This window comes from Flagellimonas sediminis (genome assembly GCF_010500845.1).
GTDB classification, from domain to species: Bacteria; Bacteroidota; Bacteroidia; order Flavobacteriales; family Flavobacteriaceae; genus Flagellimonas; species Flagellimonas sediminis.
Genome location: NZ_JAAAMI010000003.1, coordinates 448,662 through 464,501, shown reverse-complemented (window position 1 = coordinate 464,501; position 15,840 = coordinate 448,662). Strand labels below are relative to the sequence as shown.

At 43.0% G+C, this 15,840-nt stretch carries 16 protein-coding genes; 6 read left to right on the top strand and 10 right to left on the bottom strand.

Features of this window, described 5'->3' with window-relative positions; all coding sequences use genetic code 11:
- Window position 1: 1 nt before the first annotated feature.
- Complete coding sequence (gene gldB, locus GTK07_RS09000; protein ID WP_163634948.1) at window positions 2-991, bottom strand: gliding motility lipoprotein GldB; 990 nt, start codon at window positions 989-991, stop codon at window positions 2-4.
- Between the two features lie 66 nt (window positions 992-1,057).
- On the opposite strand from gldB, the gene nadE reads away from it, so the two are divergent.
- Window positions 1,058-1,846, top strand: coding sequence for an NAD(+) synthase (gene nadE / locus GTK07_RS08995; RefSeq protein ID WP_163634947.1), 789 nt, complete (start codon window positions 1,058-1,060; stop codon window positions 1,844-1,846).
- Between the two features lie 160 nt (window positions 1,847-2,006).
- Window positions 2,007-2,636 (top strand): response regulator, encoded by a 630-nt coding sequence (locus tag GTK07_RS08990; protein ID WP_163634946.1) that lies wholly within the window; start codon window positions 2,007-2,009, stop codon window positions 2,634-2,636.
- Between the two features lie 60 nt (window positions 2,637-2,696).
- Here the strand turns inward: GTK07_RS08990 and dnaG are convergent, their stop codons facing one another.
- Window positions 2,697-4,670, bottom strand: coding sequence for a DNA primase (gene dnaG / locus GTK07_RS08985; RefSeq protein WP_163634945.1), 1,974 nt, complete (start codon window positions 4,668-4,670; stop codon window positions 2,697-2,699).
- A gap of 163 nt (window positions 4,671-4,833) precedes the next feature.
- Here dnaG and GTK07_RS08980 point away from each other — a divergent pair, with 163 nt between their 5' ends.
- The 3 genes from GTK07_RS08980 (at window position 4,834) to GTK07_RS08970 (ending at window position 7,584) form a co-directional block, all read left to right on the top strand.
- Complete coding sequence (locus GTK07_RS08980; protein ID WP_163634944.1) at window positions 4,834-6,657, top strand: Xaa-Pro dipeptidyl-peptidase; 1,824 nt, start codon at window positions 4,834-4,836, stop codon at window positions 6,655-6,657.
- An 86-nt stretch (window positions 6,658-6,743) separates the two neighbouring features.
- Window positions 6,744-7,295, top strand: coding sequence for a flavodoxin domain-containing protein (locus GTK07_RS08975; protein WP_163634943.1), 552 nt, complete (start codon window positions 6,744-6,746; stop codon window positions 7,293-7,295).
- Window positions 7,282-7,584 (top strand): phosphoribosylpyrophosphate synthetase, encoded by a 303-nt coding sequence (locus GTK07_RS08970; protein WP_163634942.1) that lies wholly within the window; start codon window positions 7,282-7,284, stop codon window positions 7,582-7,584. The genes GTK07_RS08975 and GTK07_RS08970 overlap by 14 nt, the downstream gene beginning before the upstream one ends.
- Window positions 7,585-7,590: 6 nt before the next feature.
- On the opposite strand, the gene GTK07_RS08965 is transcribed toward GTK07_RS08970, so the two are convergent.
- Complete coding sequence (locus tag GTK07_RS08965; protein ID WP_235932735.1) at window positions 7,591-8,220, bottom strand: 2OG-Fe(II) oxygenase; 630 nt, start codon at window positions 8,218-8,220, stop codon at window positions 7,591-7,593.
- Between the two features lie 110 nt (window positions 8,221-8,330).
- Between GTK07_RS08965 and GTK07_RS08960 the strand changes: the two genes are divergently transcribed.
- Window positions 8,331-8,573 (top strand): zinc-ribbon domain-containing protein, encoded by a 243-nt coding sequence (locus GTK07_RS08960; protein WP_163634941.1) that lies wholly within the window; start codon window positions 8,331-8,333, stop codon window positions 8,571-8,573.
- Window positions 8,574-8,624: 51 nt separating this feature from the next.
- Here the strand turns inward: GTK07_RS08960 and GTK07_RS08955 are convergent, their stop codons facing one another.
- The 7 genes from GTK07_RS08955 to GTK07_RS08925 form a co-directional block, all read right to left on the bottom strand.
- On the bottom strand, window positions 8,625-9,695 hold the full coding sequence (locus GTK07_RS08955; RefSeq protein ID WP_163634940.1) for a hypothetical protein: 1,071 nt from the start codon (window positions 9,693-9,695) through the stop codon (window positions 8,625-8,627).
- A gap of 88 nt (window positions 9,696-9,783) precedes the next feature.
- Window positions 9,784-10,521 (bottom strand): hypothetical protein, encoded by a 738-nt coding sequence (locus GTK07_RS08950; RefSeq protein ID WP_163634939.1) that lies wholly within the window; start codon window positions 10,519-10,521, stop codon window positions 9,784-9,786.
- A gap of 11 nt (window positions 10,522-10,532) precedes the next feature.
- Entirely contained in the window at window positions 10,533-11,102 is a 570-nt protein-coding gene (locus tag GTK07_RS08945; RefSeq protein WP_163634938.1) for an RNA polymerase sigma factor, read from the bottom strand.
- A 106-nt stretch (window positions 11,103-11,208) separates the two neighbouring features.
- On the bottom strand, window positions 11,209-12,183 hold the full coding sequence (locus tag GTK07_RS08940) for a polyprenyl synthetase family protein (protein WP_163634937.1): 975 nt from the start codon (window positions 12,181-12,183) through the stop codon (window positions 11,209-11,211).
- Between the two features lie 172 nt (window positions 12,184-12,355).
- Window positions 12,356-13,396 carry a dual-specificity RNA methyltransferase RlmN gene (gene rlmN, locus GTK07_RS08935; protein ID WP_163634936.1) on the bottom strand — a complete coding sequence of 347 codons (1,041 nt, stop codon included), beginning with the start codon at window positions 13,394-13,396 and terminating at the stop codon, window positions 12,356-12,358.
- 73 nt (window positions 13,397-13,469) lie between these two features.
- Entirely contained in the window at window positions 13,470-14,519 is a 1,050-nt protein-coding gene (gene queA, locus GTK07_RS08930) for a tRNA preQ1(34) S-adenosylmethionine ribosyltransferase-isomerase QueA (RefSeq protein WP_163634935.1), read from the bottom strand.
- An 87-nt stretch (window positions 14,520-14,606) separates the two neighbouring features.
- Window positions 14,607-15,836 (bottom strand): 3-phosphoshikimate 1-carboxyvinyltransferase, encoded by a 1,230-nt coding sequence (locus tag GTK07_RS08925; RefSeq protein WP_163634934.1) that lies wholly within the window; start codon window positions 15,834-15,836, stop codon window positions 14,607-14,609.
- Window positions 15,837-15,840: the final 4 nt, after the last annotated feature.

Here is a 15,840-nt window from a genome sequence, read left to right as displayed (position 1 = left end):
TTTATTTTCTTGGTTTGTAATTAGATTGTTTCAATATGTCATCAGCCTGCATATCAAAAAGTTGATTCAGGCTAACATCATTTTTTTCCATAAAAGCCCTCACTATTTGCCATCCTATATACCTACCCAACCTTCCGGGAGATTGGTTATCCAATTCCAACCCGAATTTGGAAAAAGGTGCCGGATCCAAAAACTTCCGGTCCAATTTGGAATCAGTGCTGTACAGAACTTCTTGCTCCACAAAATATTTCCAGATCTGTTCCTCGTTGGCCGTGGTCCAATCCATCTGTTCCTCGGAGTACCCAATTTTTTGTGCATCGGTATTGGTCGGCAATAATTTATCTTTTAGATAAAGTTCCTTTCCATAATATACCATGCGAGAAAGAAAGGTTCGATTCCGCGGATACGAAATCACCTTTTTTGAAAAGGCACTGGCCACATCCGAAACCAAGAATTTCTTATCAAGCCCCGCCGCAATATACCGTTGTATGCCCTCATAAAAATAATGGTCCTTGCCTAAATAATTATCCAAACCGATCAACAGAAGGGTATCTGTCAAAATAATTCGATCTTCATACCGCACATCGGAGGTCAAGGTCACTACTTTTGGGGTCTCAAATTCAGGAAAGTAATATTTGATGTGCTGAAAAAGCGATTCCAATGCTTCGGTTTCCTTTTCAAAATCCCCAAAAGTCTTATCCACTTCTTCGGATAGTTCGACCTGAAGGGTATCGCTCAATTTGGCTATCCAAACACTATCCGGAAACTGACTGGGGAACAAATATGGATATAGCTTTTTCAATTGGGGAATGTCCATAGGGGAGGCTTCTGCAAATTCACGGTCAAATCGTGAAATTTTCAGCTCGATCGGAATCTTGGCTACTGCTTCTTCAGTCTTATCGGACTCCTTACACCCGGATAACACTAAAATAAATGCCAAAAACAACCAACTTGCCGATCCTGGGATAAAGTATTTCAACAACCTCTTCATTTTTAAGGGCACAGCATTTAAATTTACAGGGCACAAAGGTAATTTATAGAATCTAATTTAGAAGATATGCAAACAGAAAAGGTAATAGAACACATTGTGGACTGGCTAAAAGACTATGCAACCCGAGCGAAATGCAATGGGTTTGTTATCGGGGTTTCCGGCGGAATCGATTCTGCGGTAACCTCAACACTCTGTGCCAAAACAGGAATGGACCTTTTATGTTTGGAAATGCCCATACACCAAGGGAAAAACCAAGTTACAAGGGCCGATAAACATATTGACTGGCTTATGGCCAATTTTCCCAACGTATCAAGACAACCTGTTGACCTCTCCCCTGTTTTTGATAGTTTGGTAGCTGCATTCCCAAAAACTAGCACAGAGGAGGAACGTCATATGTCCCTCGCCAATACCCGAGCTAGACTTCGTATGACCACGCTTTATTACTTTGCCGCCCTTAAAGGATACTTGGTAGCGGGTACAGGTAATAAAGTAGAAGACTTCGGAATTGGGTTTTACACTAAATATGGAGATGGCGGAGTAGATTTAAGCCCAATTGCTGACCTGGTGAAGACAGAAGTCTATGAATTGGGGCGAGTCCTTGGGATTAATCAGGATATTATGGAGGCTCCACCCACAGATGGCCTTTGGGGAGACAGCAGAACGGACGAGGACCAGATCGGGGCCACTTACCCAGAATTGGAATGGGCCATGGAAATGGACAACAGAGGAAAGACTATTGAGGACTTTTCTGGCAGGCAACAGGAAGTATTCGCCATCTTTAAAAGGTACAATACTGCAAACAAACATAAGATGGTTCCTATCCCTATTTGTGAGATTCCGAAGAGTCTAAAATAGCCTTTCAACCATAAAACCCCAGTTTAAAACGAAAAAAACCATAGAAAAACTATGGTTTTAAGAAAAAAATTACAGTTTTACGGCAGCAAAGTGTTATCTTGCCTGCTATGTCGCGTAAGTTGCACAACACTAACCAAACAAGAATAAATTATTTAAGCGAATGATAAAAGTATTGATCGCAGACAACCATCCTGTAGTTAGGTTGGGGATTAAAAAGGTACTTGAATCCAGTCCTGATATTGAAATCATTGCAGATGTATCTACCACCGCAGAGCTTTTTCAAGCTTTAAAAAACGTTTCCCCCGATGTAATTATTTTGGAAATGGACATTCCGGAAATCAACGGAATTGCTACCCTTCGAAAAATAAAATTGGAATATCCGGACATCAGGACCTTAATGTACAGCGGTCAATCTGAAGATGTATACGCCTTGAGCACCATTCGTGCAGGAGCGTATGGATATCTGTCCAAGACAGCTGATTTGGATTACATTATTTCTGCAATAAGAAAAGTGAGCGAAGGCAACATGTTCATTACCAATGAACTAGCACAACGCTTAGCCTTTGATGAAGGCACCCAAAAACCACGAAGGTTTTTCAGAAAACTTTCTTCACGAGAAGTTGAGGTACTGAAACTTTTGGCAAGCGGTAAACGAAACAAAGAAGTTGCCGAGGGGCTCAACCTTAACGAAAAAACCGTAAGCACCTATAAGGCCCGTTTAATGAAGAAGTTGAACGTGGACAACTTGGTTGACCTGTTGCAGCAGGCCAAAGCTTTGGAACTTTATTAAGTATACCCAACCAAACCAACTATAGTAAGTCCCTTTCAATAGTTTTTGAAAGGGATTTTTTTATGACAGGACCCTGTTCAACTTGGCGTTGAGCAATTTGTTGAGTTGTAGGTAATTCATGATTTCTTCCAAAATCTCAGAATTGTCATCATGTTGATCCTGGGTCTTTTCTTGCAATTTTCGGATTCTGTTCTTAATGAGGTTACAGCGCAGGGTAAGTATGGTTTCCCCTACCAACTGTGCCACTCCCAACTGTTTCTCCTTTGGATAGATTTCCCTTCGCTCCCAGTCGTGCAACACATACTGTTCTTCTTCCATCAAAATGGATGAAACTTCGGAAACCATTTCTTGGTTCAATCCGGATAAAAAGGTGTTTACTGAAAAATCTTCCTTTTCGTTAAGGCTCTCTATCAATTTGTAATAAATGGATTTGAACTGCTCATTGCTGAGCTCTATTTCATCTTCCTGAAGGTCCAAATACACCTTCTCGTAAACCTTGGCCTCTACAATCTCGGGTTCCAAAACCAACTCCCCTTCTTCATTTTCCTTCAAAACCAAATCTTCAAACTTCTGTTTTTGGTTCCCGTACAAGAGCAACATTTCAATGATTTTCCGCTCCAGTTCATATTGCACATCCACCTTTTCCACCAATGGGTCATTCTTGACCACTTCAAAGACCTTCTGCTCCTGTCTTATTTTTTTGGAAGCCTCGTTAACCTCTTTCTTATTGATTTGCGCCAAGGTATTGTACAGTACCTCTTCGGAAATCTGCATGATCTTGGCACATTCCTGAATGTAGACCTCTTTTTGGATTCGGTCCGGTATTTTGCTGATACTGTTTACAATATCCCGAATGGTATCGGCGCGCTTAATAGGATCGTTTGCTGCTTCCTTTACCAATAAAGATGTTTTGAACTGGATAAAATCCTTGGCATTCTCTTCTAAATAAAGGACCAGGTCTTCATAGGTGTTGCTCTTGGAAAAACTATCGGGATCCTCTCCTTCAGGAAAGGTACACACCTTCACATTCATGCCCTGCTCCAAAATCAAATCAATACCACGAAGGGAAGCACGCAAACCTGCCGCATCCCCATCAAAAAGTACCGTTATGTTCTTAGTGAGCCTATTGATCAAGCGTATTTGTTCGGGAGTCAGCGCCGTACCACTGGAAGCAACCACGTTCTCCACGCCGCGTTGTACCATTTGGATCACATCCGTATACCCTTCCACCAAAAAACAGTTGTCCTCCTTGGCGATGGCCTGCTTGGCGTAATAAATTCCATAAAGCACCTTACTCTTATGGTAAATATCATTTTCGGGAGAGTTCAGATATTTGGCCGCTTTTTTATCGTTGGTCAATATACGCCCGCCAAAGCCCAGCACTCTTCCACTCATGGAATGGATGGGGAACATCACCCTTCCTTTGAACCTATCGAACCTTTTAGTGTCCCCAGCGGTTTGTTCCTTGACAATGGTGAGACCGGTCTTCTCCAAAAATTCCAGTTGATATCCTTCATTAAGTGCGGTTTGGGTAAAGGCTTCCCATTCATCCAAACTATAGCCCAATCCGAACTTTTTAATGGTCTCATCGGTAAAACCACGCTCCTTGAAATAGGTCAATCCAATTGCCTTGCCGGGTTCTGTATCCCACAAGGTCTTTTCAAAATATTTTTGTGCATATTCGGAGACCAGATACATGCTTTCCTTCTCGTTTGCTTGCTCTTTTTCCTCACTGGTCTGCTCAATCTCGTCTATCTCAATATTGTATTTTTTAGCTAGATATCTTATGGCTTCGGGATAGGTAAAATGTTCGTGCTCCATTAAAAAAGCCACCACATTTCCACCTTTACCACTACTGAAATCCTTCCAAATCTGTTTAACGGGCGACACCATAAAACTAGGGGTGCGTTCATCGGTAAACGGACTGAGGCCCTTAAAGTTCGATCCGGATTTCTTCAATTGCACAAAATCCCCGATCACCTCCTCTACCCTGGCGGCTTCATAAACTTGGTCTATGGTGGTCTTTGAAATCAAGTGCGATGTGTTAAACTAGCTGTTAAAGGTAAATAAAAACAAAGTTTTGGGGAATCCAATACCAAGTTTCCCTTTCTAGATTTAGTAACTTAGGAGCTGACAAATCCAAGCAGCGATCACTTTTGAACGCTGTACTCTAAGTTAAGAGCAAAACAGCAGGAATATGACCCAAAATTATTTCAGGAACATATCGATTTTGATCACCTTCGTTTTGGCCACCGTAGTCAATGTTTATGCACAAATGGCCGAAAAAGCCGAACCCTATTTTAAGGATGGTGAGGCGCAAGTTGTTGAAGCCTTTGCCAATCCGGACAATTGGATCAGGGAAGATCTTTGGGTGGAGACCGAATTCGACTCCGATGGAGACGGCAAACTGGATCGCATGCATGTGGATGTGACCCGACCTGTGCAAACCCAGACAGATGGACTTAAACTTCCCATTGTATACGAGTCCAGCCCTTATTATGCCGGTACTGCAGGTTTGGATCCCGAAATATTTTGGGATGTAAAACACGAACTTGGCGAATTGGGGAGGCCAAGACAACATCCTGAAGTTACCCGTATTGGGGAGCGCCCAATCATTTCCAATTCCCAAGTCCAGACCTGGGTTCCTCGGGGTTATATTGTGGTTCACTCCTCTTCGCCAGGCACCGGATTGTCCGATGGCTCGCCAACCGTAGGAGGGGATAATGAATCCTTGGCACCTAAAGCGGTCATCGATTGGTTATGTGGTCGTGCCAAGGGATATAAGGAGCGAACCGGTGCCGAGGAAGTAAAGGCATTTTGGTCCATGGGCAAAGTAGGTATGACAGGTACCAGTTATAATGGGACTTTACCGCTTGCCGCGGCCACAACCGGAGTAAAAGGCTTGGAAGCGATCATTCCTGTGGCACCGAATACTTCGTACTACCATTATTACCGCTCCAACGGATTGGTGCGTTCTCCGGGTGGTTATCTGGGAGAGGATATTGATGTGCTCTACGATTTTATCCATAGTGGGGACGAATCCAAAAGGGCTTGGAGCAATCAAACTGTACGCGACACGGAGATGAAAAACGGGCAAGATCGTATCACTGGGGATTATAATGATTTTTGGGCCGGAAGGGACTACCTCAACGACATGAAACCCATGAAAGCTGCTCTGTTGATGTCCCACGGGTTCAACGATTGGAACGTGATGCCCGAACACAGCTATCGCATTTATAACAAGGCAAGGGAAATGGGACTGCCTGTCCAGATATACTATCACCAAAATGGTCACGGGGGACCACCTCCCATTTCCATGATGAACCGCTGGTTCACCCATTACTTGTTCGGGGTGGAAAATGGGGTGGAAAACGACCCAAAAGCGTGGATCGTTCGTGAAAACGATACCAAGGACCATCCTACTCCCTATAAAGATTATCCCAACCCTGATGCATCCGATGTTACTTTTTACCTAACCAAAGGAGCCCCGGAAAAAGGAAAATTAAGTACTCAAAAACCTTCCAAGCAAGGCACTGAAACTTTGGTGGACAACTATTCTTTCAGTGGTTCCAGTTTGGCCCAGGCAGAGTCTACCAACCATCGATTGCTTTATGTGACCCCCATTTTATCGGAGGATGTCCATATTTCCGGTGTAGCCAAGATTAAAATCAAAATGGCCAGCAGCAAACCCGCCGCCAATCTTTCGGTTTGGTTGGTTTCCTTACCTTGGAACGACGGTCGCAATACTCAGATTACGGACAATATCATTACCCGTGGTTGGGCCGACCCGCAGAACTATAAATCACTTACCGAAAGTGAACCTTTGGTTCCTCACAAGTTTTATGAATTGGAATTCAACCTAATGCCGGACGATCAGATCATTCCCAAAGGACAACAGATCGGATTGATGATTTTTTCCAGCGACAAGGAATTTACGCTTTGGCCAGAGCCGGGCACCGAACTTACCGTAGATCTGGATGGTACCGAACTCACCTTGCCCATTGTAGGTGGCAAATTTTAACAATGGCCCACGGTAAGCTGACATTAATCATATGAATCACAACAAATATTACGTGCCTTTAGGATCTTAAAAATCATTCTAAAGACATGAAAATTTTAATCATTTATGGCTCATTGGAGGGGCAAACCGGTAAAATAGCGCGGTTTATGGAAAATCTTCTTCAAAAAGACAGTCATGAGGTCATCCTTGCCAATGCCAACGACCACCCACCGGTACCAAACGCCTTTGATGCCCTTTTAATAGGAAGTTCCATCCATTTCAATTCTTACAACCCTTTAATAAAAAGGTACGTGAATGATAATATTGAAGAACTTAATAGAAGGGTCGCTGGCTTTTTTTCAGTAAGTATGGCCATTGTATCCAATTTACAGGAGAAACATCAAGAAGTCAATCAATTGACACAGCAGTTTTTAACGGACACTGGATGGCACACCGATAACGTTTGGCATATTGAAGGAGCATTAAAGTTCACAAAATATGATTACCTTAAGAAGATAATGATGCGTTCCATTGCGCAAAATGACATTGGCCCAATCGACATTAACAAAGATTACGAATATACAGATTGGAAAAAGGTGAAAGATCATGTTTCACAATTCTCCAATCTTTTGAAAACAAAATTTCATGGACAAACATAATTTTGACACCCTATCCGAAGCAGTAAACACCCTCACCCAAGAAGGGTTTGCCGAAGATTTCGAAGCCGTAGAAAGCAACATCAAGGCCCTGTATTCCAAAAAGGAATACCAGCCCGGTGAACTTATGATCATCGATACTTATCGCTTTGAAGGCATGACCGACCCAGAAGATCAGGTTACATTGTTCGCTATTATGGCCAAAGACGGCACCAAAGGCACTCTAGTCATGTCCTACAGTGCGGAGCATAGCCAAAACGAGGAACTCATACGAAAAATACCCATGAAGTAGGGAAGGCTATCCAAAAAGTTGTCCTAAGGCAGATGGCTGGTACAACAACCAGCCCGTTAAACTAAAACGGCTTTTGTTGGCCTGCAGCACTGCATGGGGCACCTCTGCGCTTTTGAACATTACGCAGCGCATGGCCAATGGCTGCACTAAAAAACTGGAACCATCCTTTTCAAAAATTTCAAGCTCGCCCCCATCCCCTGGCTGCCAAACTTCATTTAGGTAGATGACTACAGAAATCATTCTGTTGTTCCGGTTTTCAAATTGATCTAGATGTTTATCGTAATGACCTCCGGAAGGGTAATGCGCCAGATGGAACTCGTATCCGGATAGACTCAAATAGCAATAACGGTTGAACATTTGAATAATCTCATCAAGCAATTCCCAAAAATTTTGAAGATTGGAATCCCTTTTTCGATCTAGCCAATACGTAAAATCGCCACGGATCTTGGAATTGATCTGTTTCTCTGCATCCACACCGATTCCGGCCTCCTTAAAATTGGGAAGCTTGGAAAGAAAAAAAGATCGGATTTCAGCATAAAGCTCTTCCCGAAAAAAATGGTCAATGACCACATAATCCTTATCGGAGATCTCATCCATCCAGGACAACCAATTCTCCAAGCTATGGTAGGGTTTCAACAGTTCAAATTGTGTGCGAATTTAGAAAATTATATGGCATCAATCTGTAAATCCAAATTCATTAAAATAAGAATACCCTAACTTTGTACCATATCAAACCAGATCAGCAAATGATTCTTTTCTTCGGAACCAGACCTGGCAAAAAGGAAACCAAGGTCCTTCAAAATGTTGCTTGCCCCTATTGTCAACAAACGGGTACTTTAACGGTGGTATCCCAACCCAATTATGCCCATTTGTTCTGGATTCCCGTCATTACCCTCAACAATGCGCAATATGCGGAATGTTCCCATTGCAAGAGGGTATTCTACAAAGAGGAATTTACTCCCGAGATGCAACGTGCCCTAACCAACTAAAGAACACGATCAGCGTTAACCAACCGTGTCCTTTATTTGTGAATATGGTTCTTATATATCGAACCGAAGGCCCAAGGAAATATTGTTCTGTTTGATGTCGGCATCTTTAAAGATGGGATTCAGGTCATATTTCATATAAAGGAGTATCCCGTCAAAACCGATATAGCCACTCACCCCATATATCAAATCGCTGGTATTGTAATCACGCTTGAGTTTATCCTTAATGTGCTCCCCATCCACCGTATATTTTAACTTTTGACGGGTACCCAGATTGAAACCACCATATCCACCGAAACCTACCCTGAACTGGTCATGAATGGAATAACGGATGGTGCGTTCCGTTTTTCTCAATTTTGATGGCCCAAATTCAAAATGAACAGGGAACACCAAGTTGTCCATACGCAATTTTGCCTTGTCCAAATCGTATTCAAATTCCTGTAAAGTGGTTTGATTGCCATTTTGAACAAAGATCTGGTTGTCATCTGGTTTTAATCCATTGAACTGGAAGGAAAACCCATAATGGAATCGCAGCCAGTTGGAACGATCAAAGACCCTGGTGCGCCATTGCCAGCCCATCTCAAAAAACCGGCTACCCCCAATTTTGTACGGCGAATCATTCAGGGATTGCCCTTCGATCACTGCGTTGTTCAACCCTACCGCAAATACAAAATCGGAATAGGTACGCCTATCGTATTTCACATCCCTTTTCCAACGGTTGGAATTGAAGATAATGGCCGGTTTACCATCGATCATAATACCTAGATTGATGTGGTCATTCTCCAAGGTATCCAACTCGGACAAGGTCAATATTTCCCCTTCATTCCGCTCGAGCAGGGCAATCTTGTTTTCTACAATGGCCACTCGGTTCTCGATGTTCAAGGCCCTTCTTTTGGCCACTTCTTCTTTCAAGATTTTAGCCTCCGCTTCTGAAATATCACCTCGTTCCAAACGCCTGTTTATATCCCTGACTTCAAATTTCAGGGCGTCCTTTTCCTGTTCGATGATGCGCTCTTTTTCTATTTTAAGGATCCTTACCTCTTTTTCATAATCTTCTTGCCCCATAATTTGATGGGAAACGAGCAATAAGATGAACGCTGCTAAGTAAAATGTAATGGTTCTCATGATTGTTTTTGGATTATAGATTTCCACTCCCTGCCCAACTGGTGCTGGGCAGGAAACCAGGAAAATCTTTGTTGATTGATGAATAATTTTAATTGTTCCGGTCAGCCACCGCAGTACGTAATTTTAGGTAACCGTCTTTGAGTGCATCGAATATTTGGTCTCGAAACGTTTCGTCAAGTTCGTCTTCCACCTCTGCCAACAGGTCCATTGCGTCCACGGTGCCATCCTGGGCAAAAAGTTTATCGGTCAAAATCTGTTTCTGGGCAGCGCGAAGCAACGAATCCACCTCGGCATCACTGACATTATGCTGTAACGACTCCATTATTTCTACTTGGGCCACTACCTCTTCCACCTTTTGAAAAATGAGCCCCTCGGATTTTTTCATTCGTTCATCTTCAACAGGAAGTTTGGTTTCCTGTTGCGCCAAAACAGATTCGGATTTCGGTAGTTCCACTTGTTCTTTCCGACTTTCTGGAAGAATTGGTTCTGGTTCCGATTTCGCAACCTCCACTTCTCCAACATTCAGCTGTTCCTTTTGGATCAACTCAATGGGTCGAGTCTCAACATCATGGTTTACATCAGTTTTCCCAGGGTTTTCTTCCACTACTTGAATTTGTGCTTCCTTGTTTGGTTCCGAGGTAAAAAACAGTATGGAAACCAATAAAATGCCAACAAAACTGGCCGCAATGGCAAGCGGATACCACTTTCTCCCTTTCTTTTTAGGTTGAATGGAAATCTGTCCCGCAATCTTTTCCCATGCTCCCGGTGAAGGGGTTATGGTACGACCCTCCAATTTTTCTTTGATATGTTTTTCCAGTTTGTCCATATCTAATTCTTTTATTTACCCGATTTTGATTTGGGCGACATTCCCTTTAAAGTCAAATTTTCTTGAAGCATTTTTCTGGCCTTGAACAGCTGCGATTTTGAAGTTCCTTCCGAAATCTCCAGCATTTTGGCAATCTCTTGGTGCCCATACCCTTCAATGGCATACAACAGAAAAACAGTCTTGTATCCCTCAGGCAGTGCATCGATCAAATGCTGCACATATTCCACATCTAAAAGTTCACCACCTTGGTGGTTCCCTTCATGTTGCACTTCAAACAGCTCTTCATCATAGACCACGAACTGTTTTTTACGGAGGTGGTTAATGCTTTCCCGCACCATAATGGTCCGAATCCAGCCTTCAAAACTTCCCAAACCTTTAAAGGCTTCCAAGTTTTGAAAAACTTTGATGAACCCGTTAATCATCACATCCTCGGCAAAATGAAGATCCTTGATGTACTGTCGGCAAACACTCAACATTTTTGGAGCATATCTTTCATACAACAACCTTTGGGCCTGTTGATCACCCTTGATCGATCTTTTGATCCATTGGCTTTCGTTGTTATATAAGGATATAATCTTCAAAGTCTGGTTTCAATAGTGTTTCTATCTAAATAGACGGAAAGAGTTTAGGCAAGGTTGCCTGGAATTTAAATTTTTTTGCAATAAATTGATTTACAAATGATTAAAATCATTTTTTACGGTCCACCACATAGTTGACCATCAACGTAAGGGAACTTTTGTATTCGGAATCTGGGTAATTATCCAAAATGGCCAAGGCTTCATCCTTAAACTCCAACATTTTGGTCACCGCATATTCCAAGCCACCTTGTTGCTTTACGTATTCGATGACTTCCTTAACCCGCTTTTTGTTCTTGTTATGGTTTTTGATGGAATTGATCAACCATCTTTTCTTTTCAGAATCGCTTTGGTTAAGGGCATAGATCAATGGAAGGGTCATTTTTTGTTCTTTGATATCGATACCCGTGGGCTTGCCAATCATTTCGGCACCGTAATCAAAAAGGTCGTCCTTTATCTGGAAGGCCATACCGCAGAGTTCCCCAAATTTCCTAAAGGTTTCCACCTCATCGGAATCCGGCCTCACCGAACAGGCTCCCATGCTGCAACAAGCTGCAATTAAGGTAGCCGTTTTTTGTCGGATGATATCGTAGTAAACCTCTTCGGTGATATCCAAAAGCCTGGCTTTCTCAATTTGGAGCAATTCCCCTTCGCTCATATCACGAACCGCATTGGAAATAATATGGAGCAAATCATAATCCTTGTTTTCCAGCGAAACCAACAACCCTTTTGAGAAAAGGAAATCGCCCACCAAAACAGCAATCTTGTTTTTCCATAGGGCATTGATGGAAAAAAATCCACGGCGTTTGTCACTATCGTCTACCACATCATCATGCACTAAACTGGCCGTATGGATCAACTCGATGATGGAAGCCCCGGTATAGGTTCGCTCGTTGACTTTGCCATTAAGTAATTTTGCGGTAAGAAACACGAACATGGGGCGCATTTGCTTGCCCTTCCTATTCACGATATAATAAGTGATCCTATTGAACAGTGCCACTTTGGACTGCATGGATTTGTGGAATTTCTCCTCAAAAAGTTCCATCTCCTGTTCTATGGGTTCCCGTATCTGCGAAACAATTTTCAACGGTCTGTTTTGGCGTTTGGTTTTGAAAGCCTAAAAGTAAAGAAAATGAAACAGTAAAAAGTAGGAAGTCTTAAGTTTTAAGACAGAGGTCTAAAAGTATCGATGATTGGGGTTGATGTTGGAGGTAAGGGTGAAGGGTGAAAGGCTATGTTAATTGTTAATTAACCATTGATTACTGTTTGTTCGCCAATTGCCCACAAGCTGCGTCAATATCCTTTCCTCTTGATCTTCTGACGGTGACGGTAATGCCATTTCTTTCCAAAGTGTTCTGGTACATGGCCACTGCAGCATCGGATGCTTGTTGAAATTCGTCATCATCTATGGGATTGTATTCAATTAAATTGACCTTGGACGGCGCAAACTTGCAAAACTTCACCAGGGCATCCACGGCTTCCTGGGTATCATTGATGCCTTTCCAAACCACATATTCATACGTAATGCGATTTTTGGTCTTGCTGTACCAATATTCCAGTGCTTCCCTAAGATCTTTCAAGGGAAAATTGGCATTAAAGGGCATGATTGATGTCCGTACCTCATCAATGGCGGAGTGCAGGGAAACGGCCAATCCAAACTTCACCTCTTCATCGGCCATTTTTCTGATCATCTTGGGAACCCCGGAGGTAGAAACCGTAATCCGTTTGGGAGACATGCCCAATCCTTCGGGAGAGGTGATCATCTCGATGGCCTTCAACACATTATTGTAGTTCATCAAAGGTTCGCCCATGCCCATAAAAACGATATTGCTCAACGGACGGTCGTGGTACAATCGGCTTTCATTGTCGATGGCCACCACTTGGTCATAGATCTCATCGGCATTCAAGTTCCGCATCCTTTTCATACGTGCCGTGGCACAGAACCTACAATCCAAACTACATCCCACTTGACTAGAAACGCAGGCTGTGGTACGGGTTGCTGTCGGAATAAGAACCGATTCCACCACCAGACCATCATGCAAACGAACCGCATTTTTGATGGTACCATCCGAGCTACGCTGCATTTGATCCACCCGGATGTGATTGATCACAAAATGGTCTTCCAACATCTGCCGGGTTTCCTTGGAAACATTGGTCATCGCATGAAAGGAATGGGCAGATTTTTGCCAAAGCCATTCGTAGACCTGGTTGCCACGAAAGGCCTTATCGCCCTGCTCCACAAAAAAATTGCGGAGTTGTTCCTTGGTCAATGCCCGTATGTCTTTCTTTTTGGTTTCCACACTTAAAGATAATCAAGAAAAAATCCCGTTCGGTTAAGGACCAACGGGATTTTTAATTTGTAAAACGGTTCTATTAAAGAATCAACATGGCATCTCCGTAAGAGTAAAAACGGTACCCCTCCAAAATAGCCTGTTTGTATGCTTTTTTAATCAAATCATGACCGGCAAAGGCAGATACCATCATCAACAAAGTTGATTTTGGCAAATGGAAATTGGTGATCATGCAGTTTGCAATACTGAAATCGTAGGGTGGAAAAATGAACTTGTTGGTCCAACCTTCAAAAGTATTCAGCGTTTGTTCCGATGAAACAGCACTTTCCAAACCGCGCATAACGGTAGTCCCTACTGCACAAATCTTCTTTTTACCGACTTTGGCCTTGTTCACCACTTCGGTGGCCTTTTCATCGATGACCAATTCCTCACTATCCATTTTGTGCTTGGACAAATCTTCCACCTCAACAGGGTTGAAGGTTCCCAAACCTACGTGAAGTGTCACTTCTGCAAAATTAATACCCTTGATCTCCAAACGCTTCAACAAATGCTTGGAAAAGTGAAGTCCTGCGGTTGGAGCGGCCACGGCACCTTCATGTTTGGCATAAATGGTCTGGTAACGTTCCTCGTCATCAGGGGTTACTTCCCTTTTGATATATTTTGGAAGCGGGGTTTCTCCCAATTCCCTCAATTTTCTTCTAAAATCGGTGTAAGAACCATCATAAAGGAAACGAAGTGTTCTTCCCCTTGATGTGGTATTATCGATCACCTCTGCCACCAAACTTTCATCATCCCCAAAATAGAGCTTGTTCCCTATACGAATCTTACGGGCAGGATCCACCAAAACGTCCCAAAGGCGTTGTTCTTGGTTTAGTTCACGCAACAAAAATACTTCAATACGTGCCCCTGTTTTTTCCTTGTTTCCGTACAAACGCGCAGGAAATACCTTGGTATTGTTCAAGACCATTACGTCACCTTCATCAAAATAATCGATTAGGTCCTTGAACATTCTATGCTCAATTTTTCCAGAATCCCTGTGGATTACCATTAGTTTGGATTCGTCCCTGTTCTCCGCAGGATATTCGGCCAATAGTTCCTTAGGCAATTCAAAATTGAAGTTTGATAATTTCATCTATGCTTTATTTGGATTTTTTAAAAGAGGGGCAAATATACAACCTCGTGATAGGGGATGTCAAGTAAAACCGTGATTAAATGACCCTTACATTTCCTGGATTTCGAATCCAAGGGTTTTGAGGTCGTTCCAATAGTCCGGATACGACTTGGAGACCACACCGGCATCGTTGACCATCAGGCCTACCTTTAGCGCCAGCGGACCAAAAGCCATGGCCATTCTGTGGTCGTTGTAAGTATCGATGGCTATTCCACTGTTCAAGGTGGATAACGGTCGTAGGGTTAAGCTCTCTGCATCAATTTCCACTTTTGCCCCAAACTTGGAAAGCTCGGTCCGTAACGCCGCCAAACGATCTGTTTCTTTGATCGGCAACGTATGAAGTCCTGTCAAATGGCAACCCATACCCAATCCCAAGCATGTTACCGCAATGGTCTGGGCGATGTCCGGGGCGTTGGAAAGATCGTAATTGACGGTATTTGGTAGGCTATCATTTGCTTTGGAAAGGACCATGGTGTTCTTGCCATATTGGGTCTCCACGCCAAAATCCTGATAAATTTTAGAGAGTACACTATCGCCCTGCAAGGAGTTTTGCTTGTAGGATGAAAGTTGGATCTTGGTACCCACTTCGCACATGGCCACTATACTGTAAAAATAACTGGCCGAGCTCCAATCCGATTCCACCACCAAAGTGGTTTCCTCGATATTTTCCAAAGGCTCCACTGTAATTTTATTGTCGTTAAAAGAAGTAGAAACTCCAATTTGCTCCAACAATCCCAACGTCATTTTTATGTAGGGGACCGAAGTGATCTTACCGATGAGTTCCAATTCCAGACCATTCTTCAAACTGGGAGCGATCAACAACAAAGCTGAAATGTATTGGCTACTGATGTTGGCTGGAAGGGATACTTTGGACTGCTTCAATTTTTTCCCCGAAATCTTTATCGGTGGATACCCTTCATTTTTCATGTATCTGATATCAGCACCCAAAGCTTGAAGTGCCTCCACCAAAACCTGAATAGGTCTTTCTTGCATTCTGGAGGAACCTGTTAACACCACTTCTTTTCCCGGCTGCGAAGCAAAATAGGCCGTTAAAAAGCGCATGGCCGTTCCGGCATGGTGAATGTCCACCTCCCCTTCTGAGATCAACAATCCTTTTTGCATTACCTCTCCGTCATCGGAATTGGATAAATTCTTGATCTTGATATTCGGAAACAGGGCTTGGAGCAACAAAGAGCGGTTGGTCTCACTTTTGGAGCCCGTGATCTGAATTGCCTTTTGGATATTTTTATTGGATGGTGCGGAAAGCTGAAGTCTCAATTTT

Coding starts and splice junctions, on each gene's coding strand:
- gldB (WP_163634948.1), bottom strand. CDS start 991: ATGAAGAGGTTGTTGAAATACTTTATCCCAGGATCGGCAAGTTGGTTG.
- nadE (WP_163634947.1), top strand. CDS start 1,058: ATGCAAACAGAAAAGGTAATAGAACACATTGTGGACTGGCTAAAAGAC.
- GTK07_RS08990 (WP_163634946.1), top strand. CDS start 2,007: ATGATAAAAGTATTGATCGCAGACAACCATCCTGTAGTTAGGTTGGGG.
- GTK07_RS08980 (WP_163634944.1), top strand. CDS start 4,834: ATGACCCAAAATTATTTCAGGAACATATCGATTTTGATCACCTTCGTT.
- GTK07_RS08975 (WP_163634943.1), top strand. CDS start 6,744: ATGAAAATTTTAATCATTTATGGCTCATTGGAGGGGCAAACCGGTAAA.
- GTK07_RS08970 (WP_163634942.1), top strand. CDS start 7,282: ATGGACAAACATAATTTTGACACCCTATCCGAAGCAGTAAACACCCTC.
- GTK07_RS08960 (WP_163634941.1), top strand. CDS start 8,331: ATGATTCTTTTCTTCGGAACCAGACCTGGCAAAAAGGAAACCAAGGTC.
- GTK07_RS08955 (WP_163634940.1), bottom strand. CDS start 9,695: ATGAGAACCATTACATTTTACTTAGCAGCGTTCATCTTATTGCTCGTT.
- GTK07_RS08950 (WP_163634939.1), bottom strand. CDS start 10,521: ATGGACAAACTGGAAAAACATATCAAAGAAAAATTGGAGGGTCGTACC.
- queA (WP_163634935.1), bottom strand. CDS start 14,519: ATGAAATTATCAAACTTCAATTTTGAATTGCCTAAGGAACTATTGGCC.